Here is a 16,046-nt window from a genome sequence, read left to right as displayed (position 1 = left end):
ATGCCGCAATTCTTCATCGACCGCCCGGTGTTTGCCTGGGTCGTCGCGCTGTTCATCCTCCTGGCCGGGATCCTGGCCATTCCACAACTGCCGGTGGCGCAATACCCGGTCGTGGCGCCGCCGCAAATCGAGATCTACGCGGTGTACCCGGGCGCGTCGGCGCAGACCATCGACGAGAGCGTGGTCAGCCTGATCGAGGAAGAACTCAACGGCGCCGACAACCTGCTGTATTTCGAATCCCAGAGCAGCCTCGGCAGCGCCACAATCACCGCGACCTTCCAACCCGGGACCAACCCCGAACTGGCCCAGGTCGACGTGCAGAACCGCCTCAAGGCGGTGGAGTCGCGCCTGCCGCAAGCGGTAACCCAGCAGGGCTTGCAGGTGGACAAGGTTTCCGCCGGTTTCCTGTTGCTGATCACCCTCACCTCCAGCGACGGCAAGCTCGATGACGTGGCGCTCAGCGATTATCTGGCGCGCAACGTGATGAACGAGATCAAGCGCCTGGACGGCGTCGGCAAGGCCCAGTTGTACGGCGCCGAGCGGGCCATGCGGATCTGGATCGATCCGCGCAAGCTGGTGGGTTTCAACCTGACCCCGGCGGACGTCAATGCCGCCATCGTCGCGCAGAACGCCCAGGTCTCGGCCGGCAGCCTCGGCGACCTGCCGAGCCGCAGCACCCAGGAAATCACCGCGACCATCGTCGTCAAGGGCCAGCTCTCGACGTCGCAGGAATTCGCCGACATTGTGCTCAAGGCCAACCCCGACGGTTCGACGGTGCGCATCGCCGATGTCGCGCGGGTGGAAATCGGCAGCCAGGAATACCAGTTCTCCACGCGCCTGAACGGCAAGCCGTCGACTGCCGTGGCGGTGCAGTTGTCGCCGGGCGCCAACGCGTTGAACACCGCCACCCTCGTACGGGCGAAGATGGATGAGCTGGCGCGCTACTTCCCGGCCGGCGTGGAATACAAGATTCCCTACGACACGTCGCCGTTCGTCAAAGTCTCGATCACCAAGGTGGTCTATACCCTCGGCGAGGCGATGTTGCTGGTGTTCGCGGTGATGTACCTGTTCCTGCAGAACATCCGCTACACGCTGATCCCGACGCTGGTAGTGCCGGTGGCGCTGATGGGCACCTTCGCGACGATGCTCGCCCTGGGTTTCTCGATCAACGTATTGACCATGTTCGGCATGGTGCTGGCCATCGGCATCCTGGTGGACGATGCCATCGTGGTGGTGGAGAACGTCGAGCGGATCATGGCCCAGGAAAGCCTCTCTCCCAAGGACGCGACGCGCAAGGCCATGGGCCAGATCACCGGGGCGATCATCGGCATCACCCTGGTGCTGGTGGCGGTGTTCATTCCGATGGCGTTCATGCAGGGTTCTGTGGGGGTGATCTACCAGCAGTTCTCGCTATCGATGGCGACGTCGATCCTGTTTTCGGCGTTTCTCGCCCTGACCTTGACCCCAGCCCTGTGCGCGACCCTGCTCAAGCCGATCGCGCCAGGCGATCACCACGCCAAACGCGGGTTCTTCGGTGCGTTCAACCGCGGCTTCGATCGATTCGGCGACCGCTACCACGGTTGGGTGGCCTACGCAGTGAGACGCAGCGGCCGTTATCTGTTGATCTACGGCGTGCTGCTGGTGGGCATGGGCCTGCTGTTCAGTCGCCTGCCCTCCTCGTTCCTGCCGGTGGAAGACCAGGGCTACACCATCACCGACATCCAGTTGCCGCCGGGCGCGAGCAAGAACCGCACGGTACAGGTCGTCGAACAGATCGAGGCGCACAATGCCGGCGAGCCTGGCGTTGGCGACAGCACGGTGATCCTCGGCTTCAGCTTCTCCGGCAGCGGGCAGAACGCGGCCCTGGCGTTTACCACGCTGAAGGATTGGTCGCAGCGCGGCGGCGATGATTCGGCGGCGTCCATCGCCGATCGCGCCAACCAGGCCTTCGGCGCGATCAAGGACGCCATGGTGTTCTCGGTGCTGCCGCCGCCGGTGGACGGCCTCGGTACTTCCAGCGGTTTCGAGTTTCGCTTGCAGGACCGCGGCGGCCTCGGCCATGCCACGCTGATGCAGGCCCGTAGCGAACTGCTCGCCGCCGCCGAAAAAAGCCCGGTGCTGATGAACGTGCGCGAAAGTGCCCTGGCGGAAGCGCCGCAGGTGCAACTGGAGGTCGATCGCAAGCAGGCGAATGCCTTGGGGATTTCCTTTGCCGATGTCGGCGGCGTGCTGTCCACGGCGGTGGGCTCGGCCTACATCAACGACTTCCCGAACCAGGGGCGCATGCAGCGCGTGGTGGTCCAGGCCGAAGGCGACCAGCGCAGCCAGGTGGAGGATCTGCTGAAGATCCACGTGCGCAACAGCAATGGACAAATGGTGCCGCTGTCGGCGTTCGTCCAGGCCCGCTGGACCCAGGGGCCGGCGCAACTGACCCGCTACAACGGTTACCCGGCGGTGAGCATTTCCGGCGAGCCGGCACCGGGCTACAGCACCGGGCAAGCCATGGCCGAAATCGAACGGTTGGTCGCCCAGGGACCAAAAGGCATGGGCCAGGAATGGACCGGCCTGTCGTTGCAGGAACGCTTGTCCGGCAGCCAGGCGCCCATCCTGCTGGGCCTGTCGCTGCTGGTGGTGTTCCTGTGCCTGGCGGCGCTGTACGAGAGTTGGTCGATCCCGACCTCGGTGTTGCTGGTGGTCCCGCTGGGCGTGCTCGGCGCGGTACTGGCGGTGTCGTTGCGCGGCATGCCCAACGACGTGTTCTTCAAGATCGGCCTGATCACCATCATCGGCCTGTCGGCAAAAAACGCGATCCTGATCATCGAGTTCGCCAAGAGCCTGTACGACGAAGGCCACGACCTGGTCGACGCCACGCTCCAGGCCTCGCGCCTGCGCTTGCGGCCGATCATCATGACCTCGTTGGCGTTCATCCTCGGCGTGGTCCCGCTGGCGATCGCCACGGGGGCCAGCTCGGCGAGCCAGCAAGCCATTGGCACCGGCGTGATCGGCGGGATGATCAGCGCCACCCTGGCGGTGGTGTTTGTCCCGGTGTTCTTCGTGGTGGTGATGAAGCGCGTCACGCGTCGCAAATCCGATTGAGGGTTGGCGGCGCTACCTGCCCTTGAACGCTTCCCGACGGGCCGTGCGCTCGGCGAGGAAGCGTTCACTGATCGACGGTTGCAAGTCCTTGCGTTCAACCGGCACACCGCAACTGGGGCAAACACTCGCCACCCCCACGTCGTGACCACAAGCGCGATGCACAAAGTGCATCGCCAACCCTTCATCCTCGCCCTTGCACCATTTCTCACCCCAGGCGCGCAACGCGTAGATCACCGGATAGAAATCCCATCCCTTGGCGGTCAGCTGGTACTCGTAGCGCAGGGGTTTTTCGTTGTAGGGGCGACGCTCCACAAGGCCGTCGGCTTCCAGTGCCTTGAGGCGCGAGGTGAGCATCTGTGGCGTGGCGCCGGTCTGGATCTGGATCTCCTCGAAGCGTGTCGTGCCCATGTACAACTCACGCAACACCAGGATCGTCCACTTATCACCGACCACACCCACCGAACGCGCCACCGGGCACACCGTCTCGTTTGTCTCGTCGTGCTTGTTCATCACTTTTCCAGAATCCGCAAAGCCACTATTTTTTTCATAGTAACACGGCGATTGCGGATACGATTCGGCTGTAAAAAATGCGATGTACACCGCTAGATCATTGACTATATGATTTTCATAGTTAGTATTGAGCGTGCCTTTCCCAACCGGAGCATCGAAGACATGACCCAGCCTGTGTACTCCCCGTCCCGAACCGGCCTGCTGCTGGTCGACCCCTATAACGACTTCCTGTCCGAGGGCGGCAAGCTCTTTCCCTTGCTGGAAAAGGTTGCCCAGGACGTTCACCTCCTCGACAACCTGCGCGCCGCTGTGGCGACCGCTCGGCAACAAGGCATCCAGGTGTTCTACGTGCCCCATCGCCGCTGGCAACCCGGCGACTACGACAACTGGAACCACCCCAATCCGACCCAACGCCTGATCCAGCAACGCCATACGTTCGCAAAAGGCACCTGGGGCGGCGAATGGCACCCGGACTTCGTGCCACAGGACGGCGACATCATCGTCCAGGAGCATTGGGGCCAGAGCGGTTTTGCCAATACCGACCTCGATTTCCAGCTCAAGCAACAAGGCATCACCCATGTGATTGTGATGGGTTTGCTGGCGAACACCTGCATCGAGTCCACCGCACGTTTCGCCATGGAGCTCGGTTACCACGTGACGCTGGTGCGCGACGCAACCGCCGCGTTCAACCCGGAAATGATGCACGCGGCGCACGAGTTGAACGGTCCGACATTCGCCCACAGCATCGTCGATACAGGCACGCTCATTTCGACCTTGCAACCGCACTGAAGGACCGCGCCATGCCCGCGTCGAACGTGATCCCCGCGCGCCTGGTCGGCGTGATGGCCGTGTGTTGCGCCCTGGCCGTGTCGACCCTTTACTACCATCAACCGTTGCTGCCGATGATGGCCGCGTCGTTCGGCCTGACCTCGACCCAAGCCGGGCTGATCGCCACGCTGACGCAACTCGGGTATGGGACGGGCCTGCTGCTCATCGTGCCCCTCGCCGATTGCCGACAACCCCGCCGCTTGGCATTGCGGGCCATCGGGGCAAACGCCGTCGCGCTGCTCGCCTGCGCCGCGGCGCCGAGTTTCGCGCTGCTGTGCGTCGGCAGTTTCCTGGTTGGGGTCACGGCGATTACCGCACAGCTGATCATCCCCGCCCTGTCGGGTCTGGCCGCGCCCGCGGAACGCGGCCGGGTGGTAGGGGCGTTGCTGAGCGGATTGTCCGCCGGATTGCTGTTGGCGCGGACCTTCGGTGGCCTGCTCGGCGAGCACTGCGGTTGGCGATCGGTGTTCTGGGTGGCCTCGCTCATCGATGGAGTGCTGTTGTTGATCGTTGCTGGAAATCTACCCGCTCTGACGAGCCTTTCTCCCATGCGCTATGGCGCGCTGATGCGTTCCCTCGGCAGCCTGTTGCGCGAGGAGCCGGTACTGCGCTTCTGCGCCGCGAGCGGCTTCCTGATTTTCGCCGCCTTCAGTGCCTTATGGGCCACGCTGGCCGCGCTGCTGACCCAGCCGCCGTACACGTTCGGCTCGACCACCATTGGCCTGTTCGGCCTGGTGACAGTGTTGGGCATCGTCGCATCGCCCCGCATCGGCACGTTAGTCGATCGCCTGGGCGCCCGGACGCTGACCGTCGCGGGTGCGACAGTGCTGGTCGTCGGTTTCGTCTTCATCGGGGCCGGCGGACAGCACCTGGGCTGGCTGATTGTCGGCATGGTGCTGTTGGACTTCGGCAACCGGGTCGGGCTGGTGGCCAATCAGGCACGCGTCCAGACCCTGCGCGCCGAGGCCCGCAGCCGATTGAACACGGTGTTCATGGGTTCGTATTTCCTGGGCGGTGCACTCGGCGCGGCCTTGGGTAACTACGGGGTCCATCGGAGCGGCTGGATCGGGCTCGCCACCGTCGGTGCGTTGCTCGCCCTGGCGGCAACCGTCACCAGCGCCCTCGCGCCCCGAGATACCCGCGTCACGTTGGCGGACGCTCAGCCGCGACAGCCGTTCGCTGGGGCTGTGGACCAGTGTTGCCGCGCGCCTTGTCCACCAGCGCCTTGTCCACCAGTCGCTGCACCCAACCGGCGTCCCGGTCGTTGACCACGGCGTAACGGTCCGGCGGGAAAAAGCCCCAGCGATGGGATGCTTCGGCGAGGCGGCTGAACTCATCGGCGGACAGCCAGTACGAGGATTCCGTCAGCGGCAAAGGCGCACCGTCAAAGCGCTGGCCCAGCATCAACTGGGTCCCAGGGGCAAAGGCAATCGCCAATTGCTGCTGGGGCTTCATCCGCAGGTCGGACGCAGGCATTCGCCTGGCCTGTCCATGGCGGAAGACGCCGGGAATTTCCTCCGTGAGCACCAGCCAGTGCCCGGCCGAGGTCATGGCCAGGATCCATTGCGACACGCCGCAGCTTTGCACGCGCACCAGCTTGTCGTCTTGCCAGAGCGTGAGGCTGAGGGCCTCGGGATTATCATCGCAGGACCACAGGCTGATGCCCGCGACCAGCGTATGACGCTCAAGCTCGACCACCCCTTCATCCGGCATCGAGTGCCAGTAGCGCTTGGTCGGGTCGCGTGAATCGCGCCGGTAATTGGACGAGGCCCAACCGGCGATGAAAAGCACCGTCGCCAGCACCTGCCAGCCCCAGGATCCATCGATGACCCGGTCGACATCCAGGCCGGGGACGAACCATTTCTCGACGAGGCCCAGGCCAATCACGAACGCCAGGCTTGGCAGCATCAGGCCAACGCTTACCGGTGCCGCCAGCACCATGACCCAGCTGAAGCGGTGCATGGACGCACGCTCGCGCGCCCTGGCCGCCTCCTCTGGGAGCATTGGTGATTGCTCGCGAGGGCCGATGGCTGGATCAGGCGTCTCGAAGCGGATCATTTGCTTGTAGAGTTCGTCACTCATGCTGAGGCCCGACACTGGCTTGTGCCCTGTCCACCAATCGTTGCACCCAGCGGGCGTCCTCGGTATTGACCACGGCGTAACGGTCCGGCGGGAAGAAAATCCAGTGATGGGCGGCTTCAGTGAGGCGCTTGATCTCATCGGCGGACATCCAGTAGGGCGTTTCCACCAAGGGCACAGGCGCACCCTCAAAGCGCTGGCCCAGCATCAGCTGGGTTCCGGGTGCGAAGGCAATCGCCAAGTGCTGGCGGGGTTGCAGCTGCTTGCCCTTCTCGGGCATCCGCCCTTCTCGCCCATAGCAGAAGTCACCGGGGAACTCGTCCTTGAGCACCAGCCAGTGGCCGGCCGCGGTCATGGCGAGGATCCACTGCGACACGCCGGAGCTTTGCACGCTCACCAGCTTGTCGTTCTTCCACAGGGTGAGGCTGTTGCAGTCCGGGTCAAAGTCGTTGGCCCAAAGGCTGATGCCCGAGACCAATGTATGACGCTCAAGCTCGACCAATCCTTGGTCCGGCAACGATTGCCAGTAGCGCTTGGTCGGGTCCCGTGAGTCGCGCAGGTAATTGGACACTGCCCAAGCGGCAACGAAAAGCACGGTCGCCAGCGCCAGCCAGCCCAGGGAATCACCGACGATCCGGTCGACATCCAGCTCCGGGGCGAATAACTTCTGGGTCAGGCCCAGGATCGTCAAGTACGCCAAGCCTGGCAGCACGAGGCCCATGCTCAACGGCGGCAACAGCACCACGAACCAACTGAAACGGTGCATGAACGCACGCTCGCGCGCCCAGGCCAGCTCCTGCGGGAGCATCGGTGATTGCTCGCGTGGAGGAATGCTGGGATCCGGGGTTTGAAAACGGGAAAACCGTGCGTGGGAGTCGTCGCTCATGGGTCGAATCGTTCTCTCGAATCAGGCGCGCATCTTCGAGGATTTTTCGTGGCGAGGACAGTGCCTATATCTTCGGCAACAGAACTACCGCCATCGCGAGCAAGCTCGCTCCCACACGGTTATCTGCACCCTAGAGATCTCCTGTGGGAGCGAGCTTGCTCGCGATAGCGGCAGCGAAACCAGCGATCAATCCGCCTGCACGGTCACCTGACGCTGCTCGCCCAAGCCCTCGATACCAAGGCGCATGGTCTGCCCCGGGCGCAGGAACACCGGGTTGGGCTTGATGCCCAGCCCAACGCCCGGTGGCGTGCCGGTGGAAATGACGTCGCCCGGTTGCAGGCTCATGCACCGGCTCAGGTAGGCGATCAGTTGCGGCACGCTGAAGATCAGCGTCCGGGTGTTGCCGTCCTGATAGCGATGCCCGTCGACTTCCAGCCACAGGTCCAGCGCATGCGGGTCGGGGATTTCATCCTTGGTCACCAGCCAGGGTCCAAGGGGGCCGAAGGTGTCGAAGCCCTTGCCTTTGTCCCACGTGCCGCCGCGTTCGAGCTGCCACTCGCGCTCCGACACATCGTTGATCACGCAATAACCGGCGACATGTTCCAGGGCGTTCGCTTCGTCGATGTAGCGCCCGCCCTTGCCGATGACCACGCCCAGCTCGACTTCCCAATCGGTCTTGAGCGAGCCGCGGGGAATCTGGATATCGTCATTCGGCCCGCAGATGGCACTGGTCCATTTATTGAAAATGATCGGTTCCTTCGGCACCTCCATGTTCGACTCGGCGGCATGGTCGGCGTAGTTCAGGCCGATGCAGATGAACTTGCCGACCTGCCCGACGCACGGACCGATCCGCGGCTGGCCGGCCACGACCGGCAGGCTGCGCGGGTCGATGGCGGCGAGTTTTGCCAGGCCTTCCGGCCCAATGACATTTCCGGCGATGTCCGGCACATGGCCCGACAGGTCGCGGATCTGATTGTCGTCATCCAGCAGCCCGGGGTTTTCCAAACCTTTTTCGCCGTAACGCAACAGTTTCATGAAGTGCTCCTGTTCAAGTGAAAACTCAAAGGCTCATGCCGCCATCGATCACGTGCACGGCGCCCGTGGTATAGCCGGATGCGTCACTGCCCAGGTAGAGCGCCAGTTGCGCGATTTCTTCGGTATTGCCAATTCGTCCCATGGGCTGGCGGTCGAGAAACTGCCGGTAGACCTGTTGCTCCTCGACACCCTGCTGCGCGGCCTGGTCGGCAATGCGCTGGCGCAGCGATGGAGAATCCACGGTGCCAGGACAGATCGCGTTGCAACGGATGCCCTGGCTGACGAAGTCGATGGCGACGGATTTGGTCAGCCCCACCACCGCGGCCTTGCTGGCAGCATAGGCGAAACGATTGGGCACGCCTTTGACGCTGGACGCCACCGACGACATGTTGATGATCGAGCCGCCGCCACGGGCCAGCATGCCCGGCAGGAAGGCGCGGATCATCCGGTACATGGCCGTGACGTTCAGATCCATCGAGCGCGCCCAGGCCGCTTCGTCACAGTCGAGGATGGTGCCGCTGTGCACGACGCCTGCGCAGTTGAACAGCACGTCCAGCCCGCCGAGGCGGTCGCGGGCCGCGTCGATAGCGCTGGCCGAAGTGACATCCAGGATCATCGGCTTGACCCCATCGATACCCGCCAGCGCGCGAATATCAATGTCACTGGCGAACACCTCGGCGCCGGCCTGGGCGAAGGCAACCGCGCTGGCCAGGCCGATGCCCTGTCCGGCCGCCGTCACCAGCACCCGTTTGTTCTGCAGGCTCATGCTGTCTCCAATTGCGCCGCCGAGGCCGCGCTTTTCGGTGTCCGGCCGAGCATCGAGGCCGGGATGGCCAGGATCAACCCGCCACTGACCAACAGGCACAGCGCCAGGACATAGGTACCGTTGTTGATATTGCCCGTGAGCGTCTCGGCCACGGCGGTGATCATCGATCCGGTGAAGCCCGACAGGTTGCCGATGGCGTTGATCATGCCGATCCCGGCAGCGGCCGCGACGCCCGACAGCACCGTGCCGGGCAAGGTCCAGAAGATCGGCATCAGGCTGAGGATCCCCGAGGCGGAGACGCTGAGGAACAGCACTGACATCACCAGGTTATCGGCGAAGTAAGCACTGAGGATCAGCCCCGCGCCACCGATGAAGGCGGGAATCGCCGCGTGCAGTCGGCGCTCGCCGGTGCGATTGGAATGCCGGGCGTTGAGCAGCATCGCCACCACCGCCACCGAGTAGGGAATGGCGGTGAGCAAACCGATGTGCAGGCTGTTGGTGATGCCGGTGCTCTTGATGATCGACGGCATCCAGAACGCCAGGCCGTAGAAGCCGGTGTTGAACGTCAGCAGGATCAGCACCAGCAACCACACCCGAGGGTTGAAGAACACCTCGCTCAAGCGTGTGGCCTTGCCGTGGTTGTCGGTTTGAAGATTGGCCTTGAGCATGGCTTTTTCCGCCGCCGAAAGCCACTTGGCCTTGTCGATGTTGTCCGCCAGGCAGACAACCACCACGACCGCCATGATGATCGAAGGAACCCCCTCGATCAGCAACATCCACTGCCAGCCGGACAGGCCGTGCACACCCTGCATGCTGTTCATCAGCCAGCCGGACAATATGCCGCCGAGCGTCAGGCTGACCGGCAATGCCAGCAGGAACCCGGACATCACCCGGCTCTGCCGATGGGTCGGGAACCAGTAGTTGAGGTAGAGGATCACGCCAGGAAAAAAGCCCGCTTCGCAGATCCCCAGCAGGAAACGCAGCACGTAGAACATCGTGCTCGATTCGATGTGGAAGAACGCTGCCAGCGGCACGGTGTAGGCCACCGCCATGGAAATCACCGCCCAACTGAGCATGATCCGGGCGATCCAGAACCGCGCGCCAAAGCGATGCAGCAACAGGTTGCTGGGCACTTCGAACAGGAAATAGCCCCAGAAAAACATACTGGCGCCCAGCGCGTACACGGTGTTGCTGAATTGCAGCTCGTTGAGCATGTCGAGCTTGGCAAAACCGATGTTCACCCGGTCGAGGTAGGCCGCCATGTAGCACAACAGCAGGACCGGCAGGATTCGCCAGATCACCTTGCGGTAGGTCCGGTCCTCGAAATCGAGTTCGCCGGCTTGCGCCTGGGCGGGCAAATGCTCGGAGATGGTTTGCATGAGGTAACCCCTGATTGTTTTTATTGGGTCACGTCGAATGAGCGAGTCATCCGGCGATTGAACGAGGACTCTACTGTCGGGAAGCGATTCTTTCCCAATGGCATTTTTGGATTAGTTGATAACGGGGTGTTATCACAGTTCTGAAAATCCGAACGAGACCTGTGGCGAGGGGATTTATCCCCGCTGGGCTGCGCAGCAGCCCTAAGAAACTCACCGCAATCAACCTGACGGAACGCAGAGGCTGGGTTTAGGACTGCTTCGCAGCCCAGCGGGGATAAATCCCCTCGCCACAGGATATTCAGCTATCCAATCGGGCGTTCTCCTTGAGGATCTCGGCAAACTCCAGCGCCGCGCCCACCAGCGGCTCGTCCTTGCGGGTGAGGATGCCGTAGTCCTGCGGCACCAGGTGCAGCGGTGTGTCGAGGGTCTTGAGCTGGCCGCTTTCGAGCAGTGGGTCGACCATCGCATTGGGCAACATGCCGATCATGGGCCCGCGTTGCAGCACCTGGAGGAAGGTCTGCATGGAAATCGTGTCGATGGTGTTGCGCGGCATGCCCACCCCGGCTTCGGCGAAGGCCAGTTCCATGCGCGCGCGAATCGGCGTGCCGACCGGATACAAAATCCACGGCAGATCCACCAGTTGCTGCAACGACGTCGGCCCGGCATCGGCGAGCGGATGGCGATCATTGACCACGATGCAGAACGGTTCGGGGGCCAGGGGTTGGAAGTCATAGCGCTGCTGCTGGCTCTGATCGGTAAAGCGCGCCACGGCCAGGTCGAGCTTCTTTTCTTCAAGCATCTTCATCAGGTGATTGCTGGTCTGCTCCACCACCTCGATGGACAGCAAGGGCCAGCGCTGCTTGATCTGCAAGATCGCCTCGGGCAGCGCCACCGCCGTCGCGGCGAAAATACCGCCGACCTTGAGGTAACCGTGGCCGCCCTCGCGCAGGCTGCTGATCTGTTCGACAAACGAGCGCGCGTCATTCAGGGCGATTTGCGCGTAGCGCAGCACGTGCTCGCCCAGGGCGGTGGGCGGCATGCTGCGCGGGCGACGCTCGAACAGGGCGAAGCCGAGCAGGTTTTCGATTTCCTTGAGCATCTTGCTCACGGCCGGCTGGCTGAGGTTCATCTGCTCGGCCGCCAGATGCATGTTGCAGGTGCGTCCCAGGGTGTCGATCAGCAACAGATGGCGAAATTTGAGCCAGCCGCAAAAGCTGGAAAAGGACAGATCTGACATGGACGTTCCTCAACGGCGCAATAACCAGGCGTTATCAGATACTGAATATATCTCATTGGAGTTCATCGACAACGGGCCCTAGCGTGAAGGCTTTACGAACCAGGAAGCCTGTCCATGTCGCTATTGCTTACCCCCGAGAACACCCTGCCGGTCGATGGCGTGGCCGGTACCCTGATCGGTCGCGCCTGGGTCCCGGGGCGGATCGCCGGGCCTTCGCCGATCGTGCTGCGCAGTGACGGCGTGTTCGACCTCTCGGAGCATTTCGCGACCTTGAGCGATCTGCTGGAAACGCCCTCACCCCTCGCGTCGGCGCGACAGGCGCCGGGCACCTTCCTCGCCAGCGTCGAAGACCTGTTGGCCAACACCGGCCCACACGCCGATTCGGCCAAGCCGTTCCTGTTGCCGCCGCTGGATCTGCAAGTGATCAAGGCCGCCGGCGTGACCTTCGCCGCGAGCATGATCGAACGGGTGATCGAGGAACAGGCCGGCGGCGACGCGGCCCGGGCCGAAGCCGTGCGCGCCACGGTCCACGGCGTGATCGGTGACAACCTGCGCTCGATCGTGCCGGGTTCCGAGCAAGCCATGCGCCTCAAGGCGTACCTCATCGAGCAAGGCATGTGGTCGCAATATCTGGAAGTCGGCATCGGCCCGGACGCGGAAATCTTCACCAAGGCGCCGGTCCTGGCCGCCGTGGGCAGCGGCAGCCAGATCGGCATTCATCCGGCCTCGCAATGGAACAACCCGGAGCCCGAAGTGGTGCTGGCGGTGGACAGCCGGGGCCGGATCCACGGCGCGACCCTGGGCAACGACGTCAACCTGAGGGACATCGAGGGCCGCAGTGCGCTGTTGCTGAGCAAGGCCAAGGACAACAACGCCTCGTGCGCCATCGGGCCGTTCATTCGCCTGTTCGACGAGCAGTTCAGCCTGGACGACGTGCGCGCTTGCGAAGTCGACCTGCAAGTACACGGCGAAGACGGCTACCGCCTGCACGGCTGCAGTTCCATGAGCCAGATCAGCCGCGATCCGCAGGACTTGGCCAGCCAGACACTCAACGCCAACCATCAATACCCGGATGGCTTCCTGCTGTTTCTCGGTACCCTTTTCGCCCCCACCGAGGACCGTGATCATGCCGGCGGCGGTTTCACCCATAAACTCGGTGACCGGGTCAGCATCAGCAGCCCGTTGCTGGGCGGCCTGCATAATCAGGTGAACCACAGCTGCAACGCCGCACCGTGGACCTTCGGCGTAGGCGCCCTGTTGCGTAATCTTGCCGCACGGGGACTGCTCGACCGCTGAGCCCGACCGATCGTCGATTCATCCAATTACAAGAGAGAAATGAATCATGAGTGACACGCCAAGACGCCGCCTGCGCAGCGAGCAATGGTTCAACGACCCGGCCCACGCGGACATGACCGCGCTGTATGTCGAACGCTACATGAACTATGGGATGACCCGCGAGGAACTGCAATCGGGACGGCCGATCATCGGCATCGCCCAGACCGGCAGCGACCTGACGCCCTGCAACCGCCATCACCTGGAACTGGCGCAACGGGTCAAGGCCGGTATCCGTGATGCCGGTGGCATTCCAATGGAATTCCCGGTTCACCCCATCGCCGAACAGTCTCGCCGGCCCACGGCGGCGCTGGACCGTAACCTGGCTTATCTGGGCCTGGTGGAAATCCTCCACGGTTATCCGCTGGACGGCGTGGTGCTCACCACCGGTTGCGACAAGACCACCCCCGCCTGCCTGATGGCGGCGGCGACCACCGACCTGCCGTCGATCGTGTTGTCCGGCGGGCCGATGCTCGACGGCCGCCACAAGGGCGAGCTGATCGGCTCCGGCACAGTGCTCTGGCACGCACGCAACCTGATGGCCGCTGGCGAGATCAACTACGAAGGCTTCATGGAAATGACCACGGCGGCCTCGCCCTCCGTCGGCCACTGCAACACCATGGGCACCGCCCTGTCGATGAACGCACTGGCCGAAGCCCTTGGCATGTCGTTGCCAGGTTGCGCAAGCATCCCGGCGCCTTACCGCGAGCGCGGACAGATGGCCTACGCCACCGGCAAGCGCATCTGTGAACTGGTGCGCCAGGACGTGCGCCCCTCGCAGATCATGACCCGCGAAGCGTTCGAGAACGCCATCGCTGTCGCTTCGGCATTGGGCGCATCGAGCAACTGCCCGCCGCACCTGATCGCCATCGCCCGGCACATGGGCGTCGAATTGAGCCTGGACGACTGGCAACAAATCGGCGAGGACGTGCCGCTGTTGGTCAACTGCATGCCCGCCGGCAAATACCTGGGCGAAGGTTTCCACCGTGCCGGCGGCGTCCCGGCGGTCATGCATGAACTGCAAAAGGCCGGACGCCTGCACGAACACTGCGCCACCGTCAGCGGCAAGACCATCGGTGAGATCGTCACCGGCAGCCTGACCTGCGACGCCGATGTCATCCACCCCTTCGAGACCCCGCTCAAACACCGCGCCGGCTTCATCGTGCTCAGCGGCAATTTCTTCGACAGCGCGATCATGAAAATGTCGGTGGTGGGCGAAGCGTTCCGCAAGACCTACCTGTCCGAACCCGGCGCCGAGAACAGCTTCGAAGCGCGGGCCATCGTCTTCGAAGGGCCGGAGGACTACCACGCGCGCATCGACGACCCGGCACTGGACATCGACGAGCGCTGCATCCTGGTGATTCGTGGCGCCGGCACCGTGGGCTATCCCGGCAGCGCCGAAGTGGTGAACATGGCCCCGCCAGCGGCGCTGATCAAGCGCGGCATCGACTCCCTGCCCTGCCTGGGCGATGGCCGCCAGAGCGGCACCTCGGCGAGCCCGTCGATCCTCAACATGTCCCCGGAAGCCGCCGTCGGCGGTGGCCTGGCGCTGCTACAGACCAACGACCGGCTGAGAGTCGACCTGAATACCCGCACCGTGAACCTGCTGGTGGACGAGGCCGAAATGGAGCGACGGCGCCTCGCATGGACGCCGAACATCCCGCCTTCGCAAACGCCTTGGCAGGAGCTGTACCGGCAACTGGTCGGGCAGCTGTCCACCGGGGGCTGCCTGGAGCCGGCCACGTTGCACCTGAGGGTGATCGCTCGCAGCGGGGAGCCGCGGCATTCTCATTGATCTTGGTGAACAGGCACGCTGTCCTTCCGCAACCAGATGAAGTCATGGACAGCGGCCTTTGATGATCCGGCTATTTGAAGCTATCTTTCGTTTCAGCAAAGAACCAACCGCAGCCGTATGCTGCCTGAAATCAAGGATGAATCATGATTCGACCCTCCTTTTCCAGCGCGTGGGCGGCCTCGCAACGGATCTACGACCCCATCAATCCATCTGAAAAAGTTGCGACAATTATCGGGGGCAACGTGGCCCTGAACATCAACAGCAGTCACCCGACCGCCAGGTGGGTCAACACTTGTGCGGTTCGCATGAGCTACATCCTCAATTACTCCGGCTCACTTATCCCACATATACGGGGAAAAACCGTGTCGGGTGCCGACAAGCGTTGGTATTTCCACCTCGTCAAGGATTTGATTTCATATCTGGAACAGCAGTGGGGACGTGCCGAGACGGTCAAGTATCCGGCTGCGGATGGCGGCACCCTCGCAGGGAAGAAGGGGCTTATCCTGTTCGAGATCTCCGGTTGGGAGGACGCCAAGGGCCACGCCACGTTGTTTGACGGCAGGATGTGTTATGACCACTGCTATTTCAATGAACCGGGCGTGAACTATAAAACCGACCAGGCGAACTTCTGGAGCTTGCCGTGATGAAAGCCTTCACCGCACTCCTGTTATCGGCCTGGGCAATCGCGCCTGGCGTGAATTGGGCCAAGGATGGACCGAGCGATTCCCCCCAGGCAGGCGGACGCACCTACGCGCAAAACTACAAGGACATGGTACTGGCGGACTGCATCGCGACAGCCTACAAAGGTGAACCTGACGCGGCCCAGGATGCCGGTAGCAGCGCCAGTGCGCTGATGGACTGGACGTATTTCGACCTTGAGCAAGCGCCCCAGGTCGGCAAACCGTTGATCGATCAATTCCTGGCCCGTGATTATCGCAATCCTGTGGTGGAATCGGAACGTCCGGGGGTCCGCTTCGAGCTGCTCAAATGCCTCGATCTTTATCACAGCAAAGAACTCGACAATCAGGTCAAGCAACTGGTTATCGATCCTGATCACACTTACCGCCAAGACAATCCGCCACGGCAGAAAAGCAACTGACGCG

General features: G+C 63.0%; 13 protein-coding genes. 7 read left to right on the top strand and 6 right to left on the bottom strand.

Translation table 11 applies throughout. The features are described from left to right. The gene (locus Q7C33_RS08275; RefSeq protein ID WP_407683174.1) at window positions 1-3,096 is read left to right on the top strand and encodes a multidrug efflux RND transporter permease subunit; all 3,096 of its coding nucleotides are present in this window, start codon (window positions 1-3) and stop codon (window positions 3,094-3,096) included. A gap of 12 nt (window positions 3,097-3,108) precedes the next feature. Here the strand turns inward: Q7C33_RS08275 and Q7C33_RS08270 are convergent, their stop codons facing one another. After that, window positions 3,109-3,606 (bottom strand): winged helix-turn-helix transcriptional regulator, encoded by a 498-nt coding sequence (locus Q7C33_RS08270; protein WP_407683173.1) that lies wholly within the window; start codon window positions 3,604-3,606, stop codon window positions 3,109-3,111. Window positions 3,607-3,768: 162 nt separating this feature from the next. On the opposite strand from Q7C33_RS08270, the gene Q7C33_RS08265 reads away from it, so the two are divergent. Both Q7C33_RS08265 and Q7C33_RS08260 read left to right on the top strand, forming a co-directional pair. Further along, complete coding sequence (locus tag Q7C33_RS08265) at window positions 3,769-4,395, top strand: isochorismatase family cysteine hydrolase (protein ID WP_407683172.1); 627 nt, start codon at window positions 3,769-3,771, stop codon at window positions 4,393-4,395. An 11-nt stretch (window positions 4,396-4,406) separates the two neighbouring features. Then, on the top strand, window positions 4,407-5,702 hold the full coding sequence (locus Q7C33_RS08260; RefSeq protein WP_407683171.1) for an MFS transporter: 1,296 nt from the start codon (window positions 4,407-4,409) through the stop codon (window positions 5,700-5,702). A gap of 806 nt (window positions 5,703-6,508) precedes the next feature. Here the strand turns inward: Q7C33_RS08260 and Q7C33_RS08255 are convergent. From Q7C33_RS08255 to Q7C33_RS08235, 5 genes are all read right to left on the bottom strand, one after another. Then, window positions 6,509-7,399, bottom strand: a complete 891-nt coding sequence (locus Q7C33_RS08255; RefSeq protein WP_030141623.1) for a hypothetical protein — start codon at window positions 7,397-7,399, stop codon at window positions 6,509-6,511. 186 nt (window positions 7,400-7,585) lie between these two features. Further along, window positions 7,586-8,434, bottom strand: a complete 849-nt coding sequence (locus Q7C33_RS08250) for an ureidoglycolate lyase (protein ID WP_407683170.1) — start codon at window positions 8,432-8,434, stop codon at window positions 7,586-7,588. A gap of 25 nt (window positions 8,435-8,459) precedes the next feature. After that, window positions 8,460-9,200 (bottom strand): SDR family oxidoreductase, encoded by a 741-nt coding sequence (locus tag Q7C33_RS08245; protein ID WP_407683169.1) that lies wholly within the window; start codon window positions 9,198-9,200, stop codon window positions 8,460-8,462. Continuing rightward, window positions 9,197-10,579: an MFS transporter gene (locus tag Q7C33_RS08240; protein ID WP_407683168.1), complete on the bottom strand. Its 1,383-nt coding sequence runs from the start codon at window positions 10,577-10,579 to the stop codon at window positions 9,197-9,199. Before Q7C33_RS08240 ends, Q7C33_RS08245 begins: the two co-directional genes overlap by 4 nt. Before the next feature lie 298 nt (window positions 10,580-10,877). Further along, complete coding sequence (locus tag Q7C33_RS08235) at window positions 10,878-11,816, bottom strand: LysR family transcriptional regulator (RefSeq protein ID WP_030141627.1); 939 nt, start codon at window positions 11,814-11,816, stop codon at window positions 10,878-10,880. A gap of 114 nt (window positions 11,817-11,930) precedes the next feature. Here Q7C33_RS08235 and Q7C33_RS08230 point away from each other — a divergent pair, with 114 nt between their 5' ends. From Q7C33_RS08230 to Q7C33_RS08215, 4 genes are all read left to right on the top strand, one after another. Then, a complete protein-coding gene (locus tag Q7C33_RS08230) occupies window positions 11,931-13,112 on the top strand; it encodes a fumarylacetoacetate hydrolase family protein (RefSeq protein WP_407683167.1) in 1,182 nt (393 codons plus the stop codon). A 46-nt stretch (window positions 13,113-13,158) separates the two neighbouring features. Then, window positions 13,159-14,943, top strand: coding sequence for an IlvD/Edd family dehydratase (locus tag Q7C33_RS08225; protein ID WP_323154952.1), 1,785 nt, complete (start codon window positions 13,159-13,161; stop codon window positions 14,941-14,943). A gap of 143 nt (window positions 14,944-15,086) precedes the next feature. After that, window positions 15,087-15,587: a type VI secretion system amidase effector protein Tae4 gene (locus Q7C33_RS08220; RefSeq protein ID WP_030141629.1), complete on the top strand. Its 501-nt coding sequence runs from the start codon at window positions 15,087-15,089 to the stop codon at window positions 15,585-15,587. After that, complete coding sequence (locus Q7C33_RS08215) at window positions 15,587-16,042, top strand: type VI secretion system amidase immunity protein Tai4 (RefSeq protein WP_030141630.1); 456 nt, start codon at window positions 15,587-15,589, stop codon at window positions 16,040-16,042. The genes Q7C33_RS08220 and Q7C33_RS08215 overlap by 1 nt, the downstream gene beginning before the upstream one ends. Window positions 16,043-16,046: the final 4 nt, after the last annotated feature.

The sequence above is a fragment of the Pseudomonas sp. BP11-1-1 genome (genome assembly GCF_052112105.1).
GTDB lineage: Bacteria > Pseudomonadota > Gammaproteobacteria > Pseudomonadales > Pseudomonadaceae > Aquipseudomonas > Aquipseudomonas alvandae.
The sequence above is the reverse complement of the archived record's forward strand: the minus strand, read 5'-3'. Positions and strand labels throughout refer to the sequence as shown.

Bases quoted from the DNA above. Each gene is read 5' to 3' on its own strand.
- Q7C33_RS08240 (WP_407683168.1), bottom strand. From the start codon at position 10,579: ATGCAAACCATCTCCGAGCATTTGCCCGCCCAGGCGCAAGCCGGCGAA.
- Q7C33_RS08220 (WP_030141629.1), top strand. From the start codon at position 15,087: ATGATTCGACCCTCCTTTTCCAGCGCGTGGGCGGCCTCGCAACGGATC.
- Q7C33_RS08235 (WP_030141627.1), bottom strand. From the start codon at position 11,816: ATGTCAGATCTGTCCTTTTCCAGCTTTTGCGGCTGGCTCAAATTTCGC.
- Q7C33_RS08265 (WP_407683172.1), top strand. From the start codon at position 3,769: ATGACCCAGCCTGTGTACTCCCCGTCCCGAACCGGCCTGCTGCTGGTC.
- Q7C33_RS08275 (WP_407683174.1), top strand. From the start codon at position 1: ATGCCGCAATTCTTCATCGACCGCCCGGTGTTTGCCTGGGTCGTCGCG.
- Q7C33_RS08250 (WP_407683170.1), bottom strand. From the start codon at position 8,434: ATGAAACTGTTGCGTTACGGCGAAAAAGGTTTGGAAAACCCCGGGCTG.
- Q7C33_RS08225 (WP_323154952.1), top strand. From the start codon at position 13,159: ATGAGTGACACGCCAAGACGCCGCCTGCGCAGCGAGCAATGGTTCAAC.
- Q7C33_RS08260 (WP_407683171.1), top strand. From the start codon at position 4,407: ATGCCCGCGTCGAACGTGATCCCCGCGCGCCTGGTCGGCGTGATGGCC.
- Q7C33_RS08230 (WP_407683167.1), top strand. From the start codon at position 11,931: ATGTCGCTATTGCTTACCCCCGAGAACACCCTGCCGGTCGATGGCGTG.
- Q7C33_RS08215 (WP_030141630.1), top strand. From the start codon at position 15,587: ATGAAAGCCTTCACCGCACTCCTGTTATCGGCCTGGGCAATCGCGCCT.
- Q7C33_RS08245 (WP_407683169.1), bottom strand. From the start codon at position 9,200: ATGAGCCTGCAGAACAAACGGGTGCTGGTGACGGCGGCCGGACAGGGC.
- Q7C33_RS08270 (WP_407683173.1), bottom strand. From the start codon at position 3,606: ATGAACAAGCACGACGAGACAAACGAGACGGTGTGCCCGGTGGCGCGT.
- Q7C33_RS08255 (WP_030141623.1), bottom strand. From the start codon at position 7,399: ATGAGCGACGACTCCCACGCACGGTTTTCCCGTTTTCAAACCCCGGAT.